At 51.1% G+C, this 19,132-nt stretch carries 18 protein-coding genes; 13 read left to right on the top strand and 5 right to left on the bottom strand.

The window, feature by feature from the left end; genetic code table 11:
- The first annotated feature begins 2 nt into the window (after positions 1 to 2).
- Positions 3 to 833, top strand: a complete 831-nt coding sequence (locus tag DFP95_RS27560) for an ABC transporter permease (RefSeq protein WP_115995892.1) — start codon at positions 3 to 5, stop codon at positions 831 to 833.
- A gap of 23 nt (positions 834 to 856) precedes the next feature.
- The gene (locus tag DFP95_RS27555) at positions 857 to 1,753 is read left to right on the top strand and encodes a glycerophosphodiester phosphodiesterase (protein ID WP_115995891.1); all 897 of its coding nucleotides are present in this window, start codon (positions 857 to 859) and stop codon (positions 1,751 to 1,753) included.
- A gap of 67 nt (positions 1,754 to 1,820) precedes the next feature.
- Here DFP95_RS27555 and DFP95_RS27550 read toward each other — a convergent pair whose 3' ends face one another.
- Complete coding sequence (locus tag DFP95_RS27550; protein ID WP_115995890.1) at positions 1,821 to 4,289, bottom strand: beta-mannosidase; 2,469 nt, start codon at positions 4,287 to 4,289, stop codon at positions 1,821 to 1,823.
- Between the two features lie 194 nt (positions 4,290 to 4,483).
- Between DFP95_RS27550 and DFP95_RS27545 the strand changes: the two genes are divergently transcribed.
- The 6 genes from DFP95_RS27545 to DFP95_RS27520 all read left to right on the top strand — a co-directional run bounded on the left by DFP95_RS27545 (position 4,484) and on the right by DFP95_RS27520 (position 10,240).
- Positions 4,484 to 5,320: a helix-turn-helix domain-containing protein gene (locus DFP95_RS27545; protein WP_115995889.1), complete on the top strand. Its 837-nt coding sequence runs from the start codon at positions 4,484 to 4,486 to the stop codon at positions 5,318 to 5,320.
- Positions 5,321 to 5,394: 74 nt separating this feature from the next.
- Positions 5,395 to 6,426: an ATP-binding cassette domain-containing protein gene (locus tag DFP95_RS27540; RefSeq protein ID WP_115995888.1), complete on the top strand. Its 1,032-nt coding sequence runs from the start codon at positions 5,395 to 5,397 to the stop codon at positions 6,424 to 6,426.
- Complete coding sequence (locus DFP95_RS27535) at positions 6,423 to 7,238, top strand: ABC transporter permease (protein ID WP_115995887.1); 816 nt, start codon at positions 6,423 to 6,425, stop codon at positions 7,236 to 7,238. The genes DFP95_RS27540 and DFP95_RS27535 overlap by 4 nt, the downstream gene beginning before the upstream one ends.
- Positions 7,239 to 7,479: 241 nt before the next feature.
- On the top strand, positions 7,480 to 8,115 hold the full coding sequence (locus DFP95_RS27530; protein WP_245988023.1) for a hypothetical protein: 636 nt from the start codon (positions 7,480 to 7,482) through the stop codon (positions 8,113 to 8,115).
- Between the two features lie 189 nt (positions 8,116 to 8,304).
- A complete protein-coding gene (locus DFP95_RS27525) occupies positions 8,305 to 8,898 on the top strand; it encodes a Gmad2 immunoglobulin-like domain-containing protein (RefSeq protein ID WP_115995886.1) in 594 nt (197 codons plus the stop codon).
- A gap of 559 nt (positions 8,899 to 9,457) precedes the next feature.
- The gene (locus DFP95_RS27520) at positions 9,458 to 10,240 is read left to right on the top strand and encodes a TetR/AcrR family transcriptional regulator (RefSeq protein ID WP_115995885.1); all 783 of its coding nucleotides are present in this window, start codon (positions 9,458 to 9,460) and stop codon (positions 10,238 to 10,240) included.
- Between the two features lie 100 nt (positions 10,241 to 10,340).
- On the opposite strand, the gene DFP95_RS27515 is transcribed toward DFP95_RS27520, so the two are convergent.
- Positions 10,341 to 11,129: an ABC transporter permease gene (locus DFP95_RS27515; protein ID WP_115995884.1), complete on the bottom strand. Its 789-nt coding sequence runs from the start codon at positions 11,127 to 11,129 to the stop codon at positions 10,341 to 10,343.
- Complete coding sequence (locus DFP95_RS27510) at positions 11,126 to 12,013, bottom strand: ATP-binding cassette domain-containing protein (RefSeq protein WP_115995883.1); 888 nt, start codon at positions 12,011 to 12,013, stop codon at positions 11,126 to 11,128. Before DFP95_RS27510 ends, DFP95_RS27515 begins: the two co-directional genes overlap by 4 nt.
- Positions 12,014 to 12,149: 136 nt before the next feature.
- Between DFP95_RS27510 and DFP95_RS27505 the strand changes: the two genes are divergently transcribed.
- From DFP95_RS27505 to DFP95_RS27495, 3 genes are read left to right on the top strand one after another with little or no spacing between them, the layout of a single operon-like run.
- Positions 12,150 to 12,461: a DUF1806 family protein gene (locus tag DFP95_RS27505; protein ID WP_115995882.1), complete on the top strand. Its 312-nt coding sequence runs from the start codon at positions 12,150 to 12,152 to the stop codon at positions 12,459 to 12,461.
- A complete protein-coding gene (locus DFP95_RS27500) occupies positions 12,458 to 13,186 on the top strand; it encodes a PIG-L family deacetylase (RefSeq protein WP_115995881.1) in 729 nt (242 codons plus the stop codon). The genes DFP95_RS27505 and DFP95_RS27500 overlap by 4 nt, the downstream gene beginning before the upstream one ends.
- Positions 13,187 to 13,232: 46 nt before the next feature.
- Positions 13,233 to 13,670: a DUF1801 domain-containing protein gene (locus DFP95_RS27495; protein ID WP_115995880.1), complete on the top strand. Its 438-nt coding sequence runs from the start codon at positions 13,233 to 13,235 to the stop codon at positions 13,668 to 13,670.
- 19 nt (positions 13,671 to 13,689) lie between these two features.
- On the opposite strand, the gene DFP95_RS27490 is transcribed toward DFP95_RS27495, so the two are convergent.
- Positions 13,690 to 14,859, bottom strand: coding sequence for an acyl-CoA dehydrogenase family protein (locus DFP95_RS27490; protein WP_115995879.1), 1,170 nt, complete (start codon positions 14,857 to 14,859; stop codon positions 13,690 to 13,692).
- 370 nt (positions 14,860 to 15,229) lie between these two features.
- Between DFP95_RS27490 and DFP95_RS27485 the strand changes: the two genes are divergently transcribed.
- A complete protein-coding gene (locus tag DFP95_RS27485) occupies positions 15,230 to 16,099 on the top strand; it encodes an AraC family transcriptional regulator (protein WP_115995878.1) in 870 nt (289 codons plus the stop codon).
- A 66-nt stretch (positions 16,100 to 16,165) separates the two neighbouring features.
- On the opposite strand, the gene DFP95_RS27480 is transcribed toward DFP95_RS27485, so the two are convergent.
- Positions 16,166 to 17,146 carry a glycoside hydrolase family 43 protein gene (locus DFP95_RS27480; protein ID WP_115995877.1) on the bottom strand — a complete coding sequence of 327 codons (981 nt, stop codon included), beginning with the start codon at positions 17,144 to 17,146 and terminating at the stop codon, positions 16,166 to 16,168.
- A gap of 838 nt (positions 17,147 to 17,984) precedes the next feature.
- Between DFP95_RS27480 and DFP95_RS27470 the strand changes: the two genes are divergently transcribed.
- Positions 17,985 to 18,839 (top strand): helix-turn-helix domain-containing protein, encoded by an 855-nt coding sequence (locus DFP95_RS27470; RefSeq protein WP_115995875.1) that lies wholly within the window; start codon positions 17,985 to 17,987, stop codon positions 18,837 to 18,839.
- The last annotated feature ends 293 nt before the right edge of the window (positions 18,840 to 19,132 follow it).

Here is a 19,132-nt window from a genome sequence, read left to right as displayed (position 1 = left end):
CGATGAAAATACCTCCGTTTATATTGTTTTTAATGATTTCGTTCGGGCTCATCGTTATCGCTTCCATGCTCGCGCCGGTGCTGTTTCCCATTGATCTTTCGGACACCGAGCTGATGGCTCGATTTAAGCCTCCGCGGTTTATCGATTCGGGATCGGAGTATCTGTTCGGGACGGACAGCTTGGGGCGGGATGTCGGCATCCGATTGCTGTACGCTACCCGGACTTCTATATTCATTGCTTTTGCCGGCATGGTGCTGGCGACGATATTCGGACTGATTATGGGGGTGCTAAGCGGTCTTAACGGCGGGCTTACCGATCTTGTCCTGACCTTCGTAACCGACTCGCAGTTATCCGTCCCTACAACCTTTATCGGCATTATTTGCGCGACGATCATGGGTTCCGATGCCATTACCTCCATCATCGTAATCGGCGTCACCGGCTGGCCGGGATTCGCGCGTCTCGTGCGCAGCCAGGTTATTCAGTTAAAAGAGGCGAATTTCGTGGAAAGCAGCAGATCGCTTGGCGCCACCAAGACGCGGATATTTTTTGAACACATCCTGACCAATATCTCATCGCCGCTCATTGTGTATGCAACGATGAATCTCAGTTCCTTTATCCTGCTGGAAAGCTCGTTGTCATACATCGGCCTCGGGATACAGCCCCCGGGTACTTCGCTCGGCGTCATGGTTAGCGACGGTCGTAATTATTTACTGCAAAGCTGGTGGATGGCGATCGTCCCGAGCGTGCTTATCGTGCTACTGATCTTGCAGATCTCTATGATCGGCGACTGGCTGCGCGACAAGCTGGACCCTAAACTGAAAAACAAATCCTGATTGTCCGACCGAAAGGAGTATGAATGATGCGAATCAGACCCGTTTTATCCGAAAAGGAAGAGAAGTACCCTCGATTGTGCTCGCATCGCGGCTTCAACAGCGTGGCTCCCGAGAACTCGCTTCCCGCGCTCGCGATGGCCGTCGCGCTCGGCGCCGAAGAAATCGAGTTTGACCTTTGGCCCACGAAGGACGGAGAAATCGTCGTTTGCCACGATACCACGGTGGACAGGACTTCGAACGGCACGGGCAAACTCACCGAGCTTACGATGGCCGACATACAGTCGTTGGACATGGGCTCCTGGTTCGATCCCCGGTTCAGAGGCACCCGGTTCCCTTCCTTCGAGGAAGTACTCGCTTTGTTCGGGAAGAAAACGATTATGAATATTCATTTGAAGTCCGTGGATACCGGTTACTCTCCGTCGCCGCAAATGCGACAGCGTCATATCGAGTTGCACAAGACGTACTATGAGAACATCCTGATCGACATGGAAGGCAGCCACGAGAAAATCATTATCGAAGAGGAGCTAGCTTGGGAAAACAACCCGGACGTCAAACCTTATGACTCCGCGATATTCCGCAAGATCTCCGATCTCGTCGACAAGTATGATTGCCGGGATTATGTCTATATAACGGGCGAGAAAGACGTGTTAATCACCTCCAAGAATATCGCGCCGCACTTGAGCCGAAATTGTCTGGAAGGTCACATGAACTATACCATCGTAGAGAACGCCTTGAAATACGACTGCGAAAGGGTACAATTCTGTAAGCCGCACCTGACCAAGGACATGATTCATAAAGCCCATCATCACGGCATGAAGTGCAATTTGTTCTGGAGCGATAATCGGCAGGAAGCCGAGTACTTCTTCGGTCAAGGCATCGATACGATCCTCGTCAATGATTTTCTTGCTGTTAAAGCTTGAGAGTCGATCGGTAAGATAGAGAAATCGCGGCATCGCTCCCTAGAGGCGATACAGCGATTTCTTTGTTTTACTCGTAGGTATCGAACAAGCTTTGAATAGTAAGCTGTTCCTGAAATTCTCCAAGAGTCAGCGTCTCCGACAGGCTGCTCTTGAGAACGGTGACTACTTTCGGACGGGAAGCCGACAAATCGAAAATATTATCGCTCCAAATGGAATCCGCCGTCGTTAAGTCGAGCTTCACGAATTTGGCGAAAGCCCGGCTTCGAACTTCAACGGTAAACCGATCCTCCGTCTCGGACACTTGCGCGCTAATGTTAGGATCCAAATAATTGAAATGCTTGGATTTAACGAAGAGAACCGTTCCGCCGCTTACCAATTGGCCTTCCACGTTGAAGTCGAATTCAAGGTAGCTTCGTCTAAGCTTTTGCTTCGTGTCCAGAACGCTGCCGAAGTCCAAGTTGGTCGCTTCCCGCGAGGAAAGAGCGTCTACGGAGACTGCCAGCTCGCCGCTTTGAATGACTTCCGACAGGTGATCCATCAGACGCCAGGTCAGAACCCCTTCCACTTTGTTCAACGTCTCGTTGGTCACATGGAGAGCAACGTTCGTCCCTTCCTCGCAGGCCGAGGCGAGTACCGGGGCGAAAAATCTTTTCGTCGCATAATGGGAAGCTTTCCATCTGCCGTAATAGTCCAAGCTGGACCAAGACGCAACGGGCCAGATGTCGTTCAGCTGCCAGTAAATCGCGCCCATGCATCTTCCGCGATTTCGCCTCCAATGCTCCACTCCATAGCGCATGCCTTCGGCCTGAATGAGTTGGGAAGCGTACAGGAGCGACTCGAAATTTTTGGGATACTTAAAGTGTTCCCCGATGTAGTACAGTATTTTCTCGTTGCCGGTTCCGTTCTTCTGATGGGACTCCATGACGTAGGAGAAAATGTTCCTGTCCTCCGGAAGCGTGAAGGTTTCGACCGTTTTCAACGACGGGAAAGATTGCAAACCGAATTCGGACATGAATCTCGGATAAAGGGTCCTGAATTCCGTAATCGGCTTGCGCCCGTGCCAGACGTCCCAATAGTGCATATCCCCGATGTGCTCGTTGTTCGGGTCATCGAACCGACCTGTTGAGGAAGGGGATGAGCGCCAGTAGAACGTTTCGGGATCCAGCGAGTTGGACAGCTCCGGCAGGTATTCTTCGAACTGCTTGAGGTAATCTTCCTGAAGCTTCTCTCCGTATCGTTCTCCCCAGCCCCAGTAAGCCCACGCGTATTCCAGCTCGTTATTTCCGCTCCATATCCCGAGGGAGGCATGATGACGGATTCTCTTCATGTTGTCGATCGTTTCCAGACGAATGCTTTCCTTGAATTCATCGTTAAAATCGTAATTGCCGCATGCGTACATATGATCCTGCCAGACGATCAAGCCGTATTGATCGCATAGATCGTAGAAGTAATCGTCGGGATAATATCCCCCGCCCCATACGCGGATGCAGTTATAGTTGGCTTCCACGCAGCTTTTAATTAATTTTTCCGTTCTTGCGAAGTTAATCCGGCCGAATACGTTATCCTCCGGCACGTAATTCGCTCCCATGGCGAAAATACGTTTCCCGTTGGCTTCGAATTCGAAGGATTCGCCCCAATCGTCTTTTTCCTGTCTGATAGTTAAGGTTCTCAGTCCGACTTTAAGGGATTTTCCGTCGATGGCTTCGGTTCCATTCAACAACTGGATGGTTAAAGAGTAAAGCGGCTGGCTTCCGTAATGACGAGGCCACCAAATTTCCGGATCCGGGATTTCAAGCGTAAGGGTAGCGTCCGAACGGCTAACGGCAGTCTCTTGCTCGTAAGTTTTTCCATTTGGGGACATTAGAAGCGCCTTCAGATTGAGCTCGGAATTATTCCAGTTTTGTATATCTACTTTGACGTGAAGTGAAACATGGTTGTCCGAATGCTTCTGGGTGACGTACGCATCGTCGATCCGCCCCGTGTCGTAACCGACAAGGGAAATATCTCTCCAAATTCCCGAATCGGGAATTTGCGGACCCCAATCCCAGCCGAACATGCTATGCGCCTTTCTAATATGGGAAATGCCGGGCACCGCATCGGCACAACTCGACAGATGCTGCTCCTTTTCTTTCTCCAGAGCGTATAGGGTAGCCGATTTAATGACGACATGGATCGAATTCTTGCCGGGAACGAGCAGGCTTTTGACGTCGACCTCATAAGTTCTATGCATATTATCCGCGCTCAATACGGATTTTCCGTTAACGAAAAGCTCGCATAAGGTGTCTAGGCCCTCGCAGCGGAGCAAGACGACGTCATGGTCAAGGGTATCGTTCTCGACATAAAAGTCCCTTGCGTATTCATAGTCGAATTTGGACAGCTCGAGAGCATCGTATTCGTTATCCCGGAAGAACGGATCTTCCATCTTTCCTGCCTGCAGTAGATCATGAAAGACGGAACCGGGCACATTCCCGTCGATCCATTCCGTTTCGTCGGTTCTTTTCATTTTCCATATGCCGTTCAGCGTTAACAAGAGCATTAGATTTCCACCTGCTTCTCAAGGGTTTAATTGTACTAAATGGTTATGGCGTTATTTGCGCATATAGGAGACCATAGCCCTTATACAGCGTTATAGTAGCACTTGATCGCAGATGCGGTCTTGTATTGATTCGTCCTTTTATTGTGCTATATTAACATGGTAATCCCAACTATTACCCTTGAGGTGAAACGAAGATGCAGGTTTCCGTCCTGAAAGCCGCAACGCTTATAGATCCTCAGGTACAGTCCAATTTTCATATCGAGTATTCCATTAAACACACGACTCCGCTGCATCGCCATGACTATTACGAAATTTTTATTATTACGGCAGGCAGATGCGTGCATCATATTAATGGCGAAGCTCAGCTATTGGACAAAGACGCGATGGTATTTATCCGTCCCGACGACACTCATCGCTATGACTTTTACGAGGATACGGACTGCCAATTTATTAACGTGAACTTCTACAAAGAGGTCGTGGAGGATGCCTTCAACTATTTCGAAAGTCCGTTATTCGCGCAAAAGCTAAAAAGCTCGATAATGCCGCCTTGCATCGTGCTGCCTAATATCGACGCGGAAGCGCTTGTCCGGAAGAGCACGTTGATTCCTCATTACACGACTATAGACAAGACGAAGGCTAGAATATTGGCGCGGAGCTTTCTGACGGATGCGTTGACTCATTATTTCTTCCACGATCAGGACGCCAACAAAAAAATCATGCCGCAATGGCTGGATTCGTTGCTCATGGAGCTGCAGAAAAAAGAGAATTTCACGGGCGGCTTGGATCGGTTAAACGCCATCTCCAATCATAGCGTCGGCCATTTGAACCGCGTATTCAGGCAATATCTCCATACGACGCCGACGGCCTACGTCAATCATCTGAGGCTGGGCTTCGCTAAAAATCTTCTGTTAACGACGAATTTGACGATTCTAGAAATATCTTACGAAGCCGGCTTCGATAATCTAAGCCACTTCTATCATTTGTTCAAAAGGAATTACGGCGCTTCCCCAGGAAAACTCCGCAATCGTTAGCGTTATTCGTTCACATTCAGTTCATAGTCGCAAGTTAATATCCTAAGTATTCAGTTGACTAGGAGGAAATACGAATGAATGTTGGACATACGAAAAAAATCGAGCCGAAGCCCGGCGATTGGGCAGTCGAAGCGCATGGTTTGGTTAAAATCTTCGGCGAGAATCGCGCGGTGGACGGCGTTGATTTGAACGTGAAAACAGGAACGATATATGGAGTGCTCGGTCCGAACGGAGCGGGCAAAACGACGACGATCAGAATGCTTGCGACTTTGCTTCGTCCGGACGCGGGATCGGCGCGAATCTTCGGCCACGATGTAGCGAAGGAGTCGCAGATCGTCCGTCAATTAATCGGAGTGACCGGTCAGTACGCATCGGTCGACGAGTCGCTAAGCGCTACCGAGAATCTGATCATTTTCTCCCGTTTGCTCGGACTGGGGCGCGCGGAGGCGCGGCGTAAAGCGGAGGAGTTGCTTGAAGAATTCGGCTTGTCGGAGGCGGCCAAACGACCGCTTAAAAATTTCTCCGGCGGTATGCGTCGCAGGCTGGATTTGGCGGCAAGCCTTATTGCTCAGCCGCCGCTCATCTTCCTTGACGAGCCGACTACCGGGTTGGACCCGCGAACTCGCGCTCAGATGTGGGATACGATCCGTCGCTTGGTGAAGACGGGTTCGACCGTGCTTCTGACGACGCAGTATCTTGACGAAGCGGATCAGTTGGCTGACAGGATCGCGGTTATCGATCGGGGCCATGTCGTCGCCGAGGGGACCGTGGACGAACTGAAGGCATCGATCGGAACTTCATCGTTGCAGTTAAAAGTCGAAAACCCGCTGAACATCGAGGCTGCCCGCAAGATCGTCGAGCAGGTGCTCAAGGTCCAAGCGAACATAGCGGCGGGAGCCGGTAAAATCACCGCGCCGATGGAGAATGCCGACACGGTCACCGACCTGCTAATCGCCCTTCGCGCGGCGGGGATTCATTTGGCCGAGATGAGCGTGCAGAAGCCGACGCTCGACGAGGTGTTCCTAACGATCACCGGTCATGGCGTTAAAGAAGAAACGTCGTTAACTTCCGATGAATCCGACAAAGCGGAGGTGGTTAGAGTATGAGAAACGCATCCATCAAGCCGGGCGTCGAACGGCAGTTGAAAAACTATACGAGCTTCGGCCAAACCTTGCGCAATTCTTTGACGATGGCCTATCGGGGGCTGCTGAAGATTCGGCGCACGCCCGAGCAATTGTTCGACGTAACGCTACAGCCCATCATTTTCACCCTTATGTTTACCTACATCTTCGGCGGCGCGATCTCCGGTGACGTGGCGAGCTATTTGCCCGTCATCATTCCAGGCATACTCGTGCAGACCGTTATCACGACTTCAATCGTCACCGGCGTCCAGCTACGCGAGGACATGGATAAAGGCGTCTTCGATCGGTTCAAGTCGCTGCCCATCGCGCGAATAGCGCCGTTGGCCGGTGCCTTGTTAGCGGACACCGTCCGGTATTCCATTGCGACCGTACTCACCTTCTCCATGGGATTCATCATGGGTTATCGGCCCGAAGGCGGACTCGGCAACGTAGCAATCGCCGCCATTATCGTTATTTTCTGTTCGTGGGCGATCAGTTGGATTTTCGCTTTCTTCGGGGTCATTGCGCGTACGGCCTCTAGCGTTCAAGGGATATCGATGCTCGTGCTTTTCCCGCTCACGTTCCTGTCCAACGCGTTCGTTCCGGTTGATACGATGCCGAAATGGCTGCAATGGTTCGTTAACATCAACCCGGTGTCCCATCTCGTCAGCGCCGTCCGGGATCTAGCGAACTCCGGAACCGTGGGCTGGGATCTCGCCATCTCGCTCATCGGCGCCGCCGTCATCGTGGCGATCTTCGCTCCGATCACGGTACGCGCTTATATGCGCCGGACTTAATTCCGCTAATTTGCTTTGATAAATACTCATAGAGACCGCCAAAAAACCGCATCGTTCAGGTGGCGAGTTTATCGGAGAACTGTCTGCGGATGTAACTTATAAAGCAGGAAAATTTACCTTAAACGGCTTCAATTACGGGAAAGAAATTCAGGAGTAACCCGTGGTAGATTATTGAAGATCGCTAGGCAAACTGGACTGTCCAATGAACGAGATGATATGATGGATAGCGGGTGAAGCAAACATGGTGAACAACGAGACAACGAACGCGGAAAACACGGAAACCAACAACGATCAAGCAGCCCCATCCGAAGAGCAGTGGGCTGAATTGGTCAAGGCCGTTCACCATAACGGCCTCGTCGCTTTGAAAATGCACTTCGACGATGTCGAGGCGCAGGTATTGAACCAAGAAATGTACGGTCCGGTGTTCGTATATCGAGTAAAGGATGAATCGAACAACGGATATGCTTGCGGTTTTTTTCTTCGGGAATTGGTCTCGAAGTTCCAATCGGGCAGCGATGCGGCCGAATGGATGGCTTCGTTTTTCGTCGAGATGATGAGAATCGAAGGGGGAAGAGAACTTCCTAAACCGCCGGCAAGCGAAGACGAAGCCAAAGCGATCATCGACAACGTGTTGGTCCCGCAATGCACGGCGGCAATTCGCGAGGAATTCGCGCCCGAGCAAGTACATGCAGGCTTGGATTGGAACGAAGAGCACGGCCCTGTTTTCGAAGCCGGATTCGTCGCGATCAAAGACGGCAATAACGTATGCGCGATTCCTCTGCACTTATTGTATACGCATCTGCTTCTGAATCGGGATCCTTCGGACTTGCTCCTGCAAGCTCTGTACAAAATTCGGGAAGAACACGGATTGAATTAAGGATCGCCACGGTATGACTATCTATGAAATCGGAACCGCCTTGGTTATTCGAAGGCGGTTTTTCCAATTCTATTTCCAATTCTATTTCCAATTCCGGATTCGATAGATTACGCTTCTGTCTCGACTCTATCCGCATAAGATAGTACATGCCCCAAAGAGGGTAATAGGATAGAGCGAGGTGACTGGGCTATGAGAAAATATAGACAGTTCGTTATCGGCTTGTTAGTTGGGGGAGCGCTTATGTTCGCGATGCCTTCGATGGCCGCGGTAGTAAAGCAGTACGCCTTGACGGAGGTCGGGTATCCGATCGAAGTGAACGGTACTTCATACGTAAACTCGCAATTGCCTATATTGAACTACCAAAGCAATACGTATATTCCGCTTAGGGCGGTAGGAAACTTATTAGGGGCAAACGTGAACTGGAACTCTGTCTTAAAACGGGTGGAAATTCGCAACGGAGAAGAGCAATCGGCGCAAAACAATGCTTTTCGCAACGTTCGAGCGAGCGGAACCGCCGGCCATTACACCGTTACGGGAGAAGGCAGGGTGTTCGAAGCTACGATGAATTATGCCGTAGAAGACGGCCACGATTACTTATTAGAAAAGTCGTACGCGTTGGACGAAGGAGCACCTGCGTGGTCCGAATTTACGCTGAACATCTCGATTCCGCATAAACAATTGCCGATCAACGGTACTTTGACGTTGGAATTGTTCGAATATAGCGCCAAGGACGGAACTAGAATCAATACGCTGAGCGTACCCCTCGAGACTTTTTTGCCTTGAGCAAGTTACGGAGGCTGGAGCGACGGAAACTTAACCTTTTTCGAGCTCGGAGCATTACGCTGGCTTTCCCCTATGGGGCTTAGCGTTACGTGAACACCTTATCGCTCGTGTTTGACCCCCTGACTTGCAAAAAACGTTACGCCGTAACTCTATATCGACAATTTGGCACTCAGAGCACAAGAAAATCGAACAATAAAGCTATGGCATCACCTTATCTCCATGGGACCCGCCCATTTAGCGGCAATAGAATGATGCCGTAACGTTATCCCCACCCATTCGCCGGAGGACGGAAGCGCTCCTCGTGACCCAATTGGCGCTTCCCGGCAAGCAAGCGAGAGCGAACTGAGCGACATTCACCGGATGCTTCGATAATTGGACAATTGGACGCGCGGACGCTTAAGAAAGCGAAGGACTTGATACAAATCGCTTTTATTGACGACTAGATTTCGGATTGCATCTTTGTTGTGATATACTGTTTACGTCATATACAATTTATGTAATCGGCTATGTACGGCCGTGATGGAGCGTTGAGAAGCTAATGGTGGAGGGGCAAGGAAACATGCAGAAGAGCGATCACCTTGATCACGAAGCGTTGGAAAATTTCCCTAACGGAGCGAAGCTGAGTTGGGGAATCGTGAAGCAGCCGAAGAGAGGTCCGAAAGGCGAGCTGAGCATCAAAAAAATCGTCGACGCGGCTATCGAGATAGCCGATAAGGATGGACTCGCCGCCGTATCGATGAATCGCGTAGCTGGATCGTTAGGATTTACGACGATGTCTCTCTATAGATATATTTCCAGCAAAGATGATCTGCTGCTGCTTATGCAGGATGCCGTATGCGGGATTTCCATTCCGCCGGAGAAAGCGGAGACGGATTGGCGCGAAGAGATGCGGGAATACGTGAGGGCTTGCATAGTCGTCTTCCGGGAGCATCACTGGTTCGGCGATATCCCGATCATGAGCGTCCCCCTAGGTCCGAATAATCTGCTGGTTGTCGATTGGGCGCTTAGATCGATGCGCGAGTTTCCGTTGAGCGATTACGAGAAAATGTCGATCGTACTCCTGCTAAGCAGTTATGCGCGGTCGACCGGTATGATCCAAAGGGATATGTTTCGGGCCATCCAAGCGGGAAGCAGCCTCGAAGCCTTCAGCGGATTGAACTATACCGCGGCGCTTAATCATTTAGTCAAGCCGGAGCGGTATCCGAACCTTCATCCGCTTATTGCGTCCGGCGTGTATACCGGGGAGGATGAAAGCGAGAACGGAGTCGGCAACGATTTCGATTTCGGGTTGGAACGGATTCTCGACGGCATTCAGTATTATCTGGAAAAGAAGAAAACTTGAAGCGAACGTAAAGTGAACGTAAATAGAAAGCAAAGAGAACGGTAGACCGGTAATAACCGGATCTGCCGTTCTCTTTTGTCTGCAATATGGCGAATCCCGATTAACGACGTCCGGCTTTGCGATTAAAGGAAACGATGGACCATAAAATGGCTAGCAGCAGAATAAGCGCGCACCAACCGACGGCCCACCATGCGCTATCATGGATCGGCGTTCCCGTGAGAAGACCGCGAATCGTTTCGATGACCGGCGTAATCGGTTGATGCTCCGCCACCCCTTGCAGCCAGCTTGGCATGGAGCTCGTCGGGACGAACGCGCTCGATAAGTAGGGAAGGAACAACAAGATGAAGCCATAACCGCTGGCGGCCGACGGACTGCCGGCAACCAGCCCTATAGCGGCGAATAACCAAGTGATCGTAAGGATGAACAAACTAATGACTCCGATGGCCGCCAACCACTCTAACGCGTTTGCGGAAGGACGAAATCCGACGAGCAGAGCAACTCCTATAACTACCGCGGTTGCCAGCAGATTACGGGCAAGGCTCGCTACGACATGACCCGTGACGACGCTCAAACTTTGGATCGGCATCGTCCGAAACCGGTCGATGATCCCGTTCGTCATGTCATGAGCCACATCGACTCCCGTACTGGAAGAGCCGAAACCGGCGCAGAGAAGTATGATCCCGGGAACGACATAGTTCACATAGTTGCCGCTTGGGTCGATCGATCCCCCGAACACGTATGTGAACAGCAGCATGAGCATAACGGGAAGCATAATGGCCATGATTAAGGCTTCGGCGTTGCGCAAGCTAAGGCGAATGCTGCGCCCGATGAAGACGGCATTCGTTGTGCGGAAGGAAGCGGTCTTGGATATGGAACCGTGTATCTTCATGATAGGGATCTCTCCATTTCTTTGGCGGTAAGCGCGAGAAATACGTCATCCATGCTCGGTTTACGGATGTTCACCCGTAATTCCGGCGACACGATAGAGGCAAGCTCATTCAGTTTCTGCCTAATATCGTGGATACTTCCGGTGGTTGATACCGTTCGAATCAGATCATCCTTATCATTGAACAATTCAATAACTTCGCCGCCGACGCGAGACTTCAATTCCTTGGCCGTCCCCGTCGCAACGACGCGTCCCTCGTCGATTACCGTAATGATATCGGCCAATTGATCCGCCTCTTCCAAATACTGCGTAGTAAGGAAAACGGTGATGCCCCGTTCTTTCAGTTGATCGATGATTTTCCACAGGGCGCGACGGCTAATGGTATCCAGACCGGTCGTCGGTTCATCCAGGAAGAGAACCGGCCGACTGATCACGAGGCTGATAGCGATATCGAGCCGTCGGCGCATCCCGCCCGAATAGGTCTTAACGCTTTTCCGGGCTGCCGCCGTAAGGTCGAAATGCTGCAGGAGTTCAACCGTCCGAACGTTGGATTCCGCGACGGTAAGACCGGATAGCCTGCAAATCATCCTTAGATTTTCCTCGCCCGTCAGCATTTCGTCGACTGCCGCGAATTGGCCGGTAAGGCTAATGGAACGTTTCACCATGTTCTTGTCGGTAACGATATCGTACCCGGCTATCTTTACGGAACCTTCATCCGGAGCCACCAATGTGGACATGATGTTGATCAAGGTCGTTTTGCCGGCGCCGTTAGGACCGAGCAACGCATAAACCGTGCCTGTCGGAACGGCGAGATCGATGCCGTCTAGCACGATCTGATGACCGAATTTTTTGCGTAGTCCTTTAACTTCAATGACATTCCCACGCATGCTTGTTCCCCTCCTCAAAACTGTATGTTATATAAACAGTATATATTGCACTCAGTTATTTCGCAATCTAAAAATGAAAAAATATGATACGATTATCTAGCACCATAAATCATTATAGAAAAGAGAACAAAATAATATGAATAAAATAATCGCACGGAAAGTGGAGGCCGAATTGCGAGCCTTCGTCGGGGCGGACGTCTATATTCACAGCGAGGCGACTTCGTTCGTCTTCGTCCGCAATTTCAAAGTCAAGGTAACGGATGCGTTAATCGCAGGGGAAGGCCCCTTTCGCGTAGCTCTTCGATTTGACGGGCATGGCTGGCTAAGAATGGAAGCTCTCACCCATTACGAAACGGATGAGAAAGGTCGTTTGCTGTTGGCGGGTTATGACGATAGAGGACGGATGAATGTCGCTCTGCACTTGGGGAAGGAGCCGTTTCCTGAATGAGTAAATTAGAAATAGCGCCGGTAAAAAAGCTTCTAGCCGTATTTGCCCATCCTGACGACGAGTCGTTTATTTGCGGAGGCACGCTTGCGAAATACGCTAGCGAGGGAGTCGAGATTACGTTGGTGAGCGCCACGAGAGGCGAAATGGGGCGCCGAATGGGAAATCCTCCGTACTTAAACCGCGAATCGATGGCCGCCGCTCGTGAATTGGAGCTTAAGCAGGCCTGCGAGAGCCTCGGTATCCAGCATCTTCATTTCTTTGATATCCGCGACAAAACGGTGGAATTTATCGAGGAAGACATTCTGATTTCCCGAATCGAGGAATTTATTCGAGATTTGAATCCGGAAGTCGTGCTCACTTTTCACGAGAAGCTGGGCGGACACCCGGACCATTGCGCGATAGGCAAAGCGACGACTGCCGCTTTCCGCCGCGTCGCAGGGAACGACAAAGCTTTGTACTTCATTACTTTCGGGGAAGAGATGAAGCGGCCGGAGCGGTTCGGATATTCGAGGAGCGATGTGTTCAAGATCGACGTGCGCGCTCATCTCGAGGCGAAGCTCGCCTCGTTTCGTGCTCATCGTTGTCAGACCGAGATCGACGAATGGGTATGGCTGCCGGATCATGAAGCGTTACAGAGATTCGGCGGTCATGAATATTTTCTGAGGGGTAATACGGGGGCTATTGCGCGGGATCTCCATGATTTGTTCCTATCTGCCCCAGGATGAGAGCGGTCGCGTAAGTGTATTCAACGTTAAAAGGGGATGCGTAAAGATGACATCGGATCAAAGTAAATCCGGCAAGTCCGGGAAAAGCGATGCCAAGCTGACCGGAATCGAGCAATTGGAGGCGTTTATGAACGATCTCGAGCATCCTCTCAAGCCGGAAATCGAGGTTGTCCTTGAGAATATATCCGCTAACTATCCCCAATTGAAGCCGCATATCAAATGGAACGCCCCGAGCTTCCGGTATCGGGAGGAGGATCGGGTGACGTTCAATTTGCGCGGCAAGGACTATTTTCTGCTTGTTTTTCATTGCGGAGCGAAGGTGAAGCAAAGAGCGGAAGGCGCGCCATTGATCGATGACCCTACGGGACTGCTGGAATGGGCCGCGGTCGATAGGGCTACAGTCAAACTGACCGATATGGGAGACGTGCTCGCCAAGAAAGATAAGCTGGCAGAGGTTATCGGCATGTGGCTGGAAGTAATTTGATTATCGTATCCGCATGGCGTTAGGATTTCGCGCCGCCGTCTTCGTTTAACGCGTTTGAAGCCAAAGTCTGAAGCACCGCGTTATCCATCGGCGGGTTATGCAAGCCTGCCCGTACGTCCCGGTAGTATCTTTCCAACGGCAGCTCGCGGGACAAGCTCGTGCCGCCAACGATTCTCATCGCCAGATCCACGACTCTGATGGCGTTATTGACGGCTACGTACTTGGTCAAGCCTAGATCCGGCTTCAACGAAGGCCGGGATTCCGGCTCCCGATCCCAGCGATCGGCCGCCGAATACAGGAGCGAGCGCGCGGTTCGCAATTCGACTTCCATCTCTCCGATTAATTGCTGGATAGAGGGAAGAGAGGCGATAGGAGCATTCATATAGTTAGGCTTATAGGAGCGGGCGAATTCAAGGGCGAAGTCTCTAGCCGCTAGGGCGATGCCCGTATAACAAGCCGGAATATGCAGAAGCCAGCCGCTTCCGTCGTCCGCGCCTTTGCCGGAAAGACGCATGTCCGTACCTGCGAAGACGCCGTCCAACGCCACGTCATGGCTTCCCGTTGCTCGCATGCCGAGCGAGTCCCAGGTTTCAACAACCGTAACGCCTTCCGTTCGCATAATAAGAAAGTCGCTCGTGCAATCTTCGTCCGGGATATAAGCCGATACCACGAAACGGTCGAGAATCGGCGACAGCGTGCTGAACGTTTTGCGTCCCGTTATTCGCCAACCGCCGTCAACGGCGATAGCCGTCGTTTCGGGCCGTCCGCCCCGGCTCGGACTGCCGGTCGCCGCTTCGCTTGCGAACGTGTTGATCATCGTTCCGTCCTCCGCGACGGAACGGCATAAATCGGCCCAGAGGTCTTGCGGCCATTTGCCTGTCGTCCGGAGGTGCAGAATATGGCCGACGTGCCATCCTACGGCCAGCGCGGTCGAGCCATCTCCGTAAGCGAGCCGTTCTTGCAGCAATACGAGCTCGTACAGCGAGATTTCGTCTCCTCCGAATTGCCGGGGAACGGTTAGCTTTAAGTACCCGGCTTCCTTCAAGTCGGCGAAATTATCGAACGGAAACGATCCTTCCCTGTCGTGTTTGCTTGCTCTCGTCGCAAAGCGGGCAGCTAACTCTTCGACTTTGCCTGCTCGGGCACTCTCTTGCTCGTTGCGAATATATTGGTCGATCAATCGATTCATCGTTTATCAGCTCCTTCAAACGTATTATATCAACTGGAGTGCGTCCGGGTAAAAAAGAATCGGAAGCATTGATATTTGTACAAACATCTGGCTACGTTTTCTCCATTGTTTTGCCTTCTCTTACGGTCTATATTGATAATGATTCTCAATAAGGCCATAAGAAAGAGGTAAGAGCATTCGTAGAGAACAGATAAGCTCGTTGTTGCTAGGCCAAAGTTAATCTTCGGAGGAGTGTTGTCGAGTGAGAATTCGTTCGAAGGCAAAAGCTCGGCAACCGCTTGAATGGCAAGAACCGGCGAAAGCCATACCGAATATGTCGGGTATGAATTAAGCGATTTGTGTACGATGGATACGAAAGGAGGTTGAGCGGTTGGAGCCGTTAAAACAATTGAACCTCGCCATGGGATATATCGAATCCCGCCTGGCGGACGAGATCGATTTCGGCGAAGTGTCGCGACTTGCTTGCTGCTCGGAATATCATTTTCGCAGAATGTTTTCCTTCTTAAGCGGAATGCCGCTCGGCGAGTATATTCGACGAAGGCGGTTGGCGCAAGCGGCGCTGGAATTGGGTACCAGCGGCATCAAGATCATCGATCTCGCCATGAAGTACGGCTACGAATCACCGGATTCGTTCGCCAGGGCGTTTCAAAGCCTGCATGGAGTTTCGCCGACGGACGCGAGGAACAACGGAACGATGCTGAAGGCCGTTCCGCCCATGACTTTTCGATTAACCGTACAAGGAGGAAATGAAATGGACTACCGGATCGTGGAGAAAGAACCGTTTTATATCGTAGGACTGAAGAGAAGAGTCGCTCTTCAGTACAATGGTGTCAACCCCGGGATTCAGGCTATGTGGGAAAGTCTTACGCCTGACGATATAACGGAATTAAAGCAATTATCGAGCGCGGAGCCGAAGGGATTACTGAGCGCTTCCTTGAATTTCTCGGACGGAAGATCGGAGGGAGGGGAGCTTGACCATTATATCGGAGTAGCTGCCGTCGAAGCTCCCTCCGGAAAGTGGCAAGCTTTGCCCGTAGCTTCATCGACCTGGGCGGTATTTACCGCAATAGGTACGTTTCCGGAAGCGTTACAGAACGTGTGGGGAAGAATTTATTCGGAATGGTTTGCGATGTCGGGGTATGAGCTAAGCGAAGGACCGGAAATTCTGTGGAACGAAAGCAAAGATACGACGTTGCCGAATTACCGCAGCGAAATATGGATTCCGGTCGTCAAGAAATAACAATCATGAAAATGAAAGAAGCCGACTCCGGGAAAAAGGGGTCGGCTTCTTGGCTAGTGACGGCGGTTATTTCGCATAGGGCTCTATCGTCCGAATGGTGCCGTCTTCGTTGTATTCAAGCTCGGCGAACTTCACGGAGCGCTTGTTATCGGCTCCGCCGGACAGGGAGCTGTCGTGGTAGAACAAATACCATTTATCCTTATATTGAACGATGGAATGATGCGTGGTCCAGCCTACGACGGGCGTAAGGATCTTACCTTTGAATACGTAAGGACCTTTCGGATTATCGCTTACGGCGTACACGATGGTGTGCGCGGTTCCGGTAGAATAAGAGAGATAGTAAAGCCCCTTGTATTTGTGAACCCAAGGACCTTCGAAATATCTTCTTTCCTCATCGCCGGCGACAATGGCATTGCCGTCCTCGTCCACGATCGCTATTTCTTGCGGGGACTCCTTGAAAGTTAGCATGTCATCGTTTAATTCGGCTACTCTAGGTCCCAGAGCAGGCTCCGTAAGGGCAGGACCCTCGGCATCCGGACGGAAAGCGCCCGTTTGCCACTTCTCCAGTTGGCCTCCCCAGAGACCGCCGAAATACACGTATGCTTTGTCCTCTTCGACGAATACGGCAGGGTCTATACTGAAACTTCCCGGTATATAGTTCGGCTGAGGCTCGAAAGGACCGGCGGGATCGGAGCTCGTCGCTACGCCGATTCTAAAGATGTCTTCGTGATCGCGGGCCGGGAAAAATAAATAATAGGTGCCGTTTCTGTATGCGGCGTCGGGAGCCCAAAGCTGTTTTTTGGCCCATGGAATATTTTTAAGGTGAAGCGCTTCGCCATGATCCTTGCAGACCGCAAGATCGTCGTCCAAGGATAGGACGTGATAATCCTCCATATCGTATTGATCGCCGTTATCGTTCGAGATCTGTTCGTGATCGAGGTCGTGCGAAGGATAAATGTATAGTTTTCCGTCGAATACGTGCGCGGAAGGATCGGCGGTATAAATATGGGTGACTAGCGGTTTGTCTCGTTCGATTTTATTTTCCAAATTCATTATCCTCCTCGGCTGATTCCATGTTATTGCGTAACACCCCTATCTTACCAAATATTCGGACGAGTCGAACCCCAATAATATTGTGTATTTTACCTAAAATCTTTAGGTTTTTCATTACCTTCGGTCCTCCGGTCACTATAGTCGAATCGAGCCGAAATAGTAGCGAAATCGTGCTATCTCCGCCCTCTTCCTTCAATAGAGACCGAGACCGCCAAACTGTTCCCTTTACTCGAATAATTCGTGCATCTCCCAACAATTTCGCCAAGATCGCTCCCGATAACTCGAATAATTCGAACATCTCATTCCAAAACTGCCTCTTGGCACCCCGGTTACTCGAATAATTCGTGCATCTCTCCATAATTCCGCCAAAATCGCTCCCGATACCGAATACTTCGAACATCTCACTCTAAAACTACCTCTTCGCACCCCGGTTACTCGAATAATTCGAACATCTCATTCCAAAACTGCCTCTTGGCACCCTGGTTACTCGAATAATTCGTGCATCTCCCAACAATTTCGCCAAAATCGCTCCCGATAACTCGAATAATTCGAACATCTCATTCCAAAACTGCCTCTTGGCACCCCGGTTACTCGAATAATTCGTGCATCTCTCCATTATTCCGCCAAAATCGCTCGCGATACTCGAATATTTCGTGTATCTCCCTATAATTCCGCTCAATCGAGCGAGTCCGCGGAGCAACTTTGGGGTGAGTTGTAACCGTCGAGAACGCTGTTTTCTCCTAGGTGAAATTCTGACAGCGGCGACCTAAGTATTAATAAATACAGTACAATAGGAATAATTAACGATTGGGGACGAGAGAGGGAACAACCGATGCTGATGCGGCAATTCCATTCGCCTTCGCGCTTAGGCGACTATATCGACAGCATTCTCTTGCAGGAAGACTTAAATCCTTTGAATTACGCCAATCGGAATCCGGTAAAGGTTCTGCCGTCTACGATGGCGGTCATCGGAATTCAATACGGAAACCGGATGAAAGTAATCGGCGGGAGCAAGGAAGAGTTGTTGGGTACGAGCGGAATATCGGGGTTGCAGACTAGCTTCCGGGAATACGCGAGCACGGGGGCGATCGGAACCATTATCGTTCGGTTCAAGCCCGGCGGGTTGGCGGCGTTTACCCAGTATCCGGTGCATGAATTTCAGGACGCCAACATCGATCTGAATCAACTATTTCCGCCGCGGTTGGTTTCCGAGATGGAGTACCGACTTCGCGAAGCATCCGCCGCGGAGGAACGGGTGGCAATCGTTTGCGCTTTTCTATTATCCGTATTCGAACAGAGGACTCGAGACCCGATGATAACGGAAATAGCCAGAAAAATTCAGCTTCAACGGGGGCAAGTGTCCATTGAGCGGCTGGCGGAAGAGTTTTTCGTCGGAAAGCGGACGCTGGAGCGGAAGTTCAAGGCGCTGATCGGATCCACGCCCAAGAAATTCGCCAATATCGTCCGATTCCAGCAAGCGATTCAGCTCAGAAAGTCGGGACTCGATTATTTGGATATTATCGAAGCTTGCGATTTCAGCGATCATGCGCACTTCGCGCACGACTTCAAGGCGTTTGCGGGGTGCAGTCCCGATGTTTTTTTCCGTAACGAGCTCCAGCCCGATCTGGCTAGGCATTTCAATCGGATCCGGGCCGGCACGCCGGATTCGCACACGATGTATCAATAAGACCCAATAATAAGCGTGCCCCGCACGGCTATTCTGCCGAAAGAGCCACCCCCGCGCGAAATAAGCGTGCCCCACTCGGCTATTCTGCCGAAAGAGCCGCCCCCGCGCGAAATAAGCGTGCCTCGCACGGCTATTCTGCCGAAAAAGCCGCCCCCGCGCGAAATAAGCGTGCCCCGCACGGCTATTTTGCCGAAAGTGGGTGATGTAAAGTAGTCTGTGTACCAAAATTTGGCGCCTTCTCAGGCAACAAAAAAGTAGGGTATTCTCGGGGTTACGAAGCCAACCAAGAAGGA

This window comes from Cohnella lupini (genome assembly GCF_003386205.1).
GTDB classification, from domain to species: Bacteria; Bacillota; Bacilli; order Paenibacillales; family Paenibacillaceae; genus Cohnella; species Cohnella lupini.
Note: the sequence above shows the minus strand (reverse complement) of the source record. Positions and strands in the feature narration are given on the sequence as shown.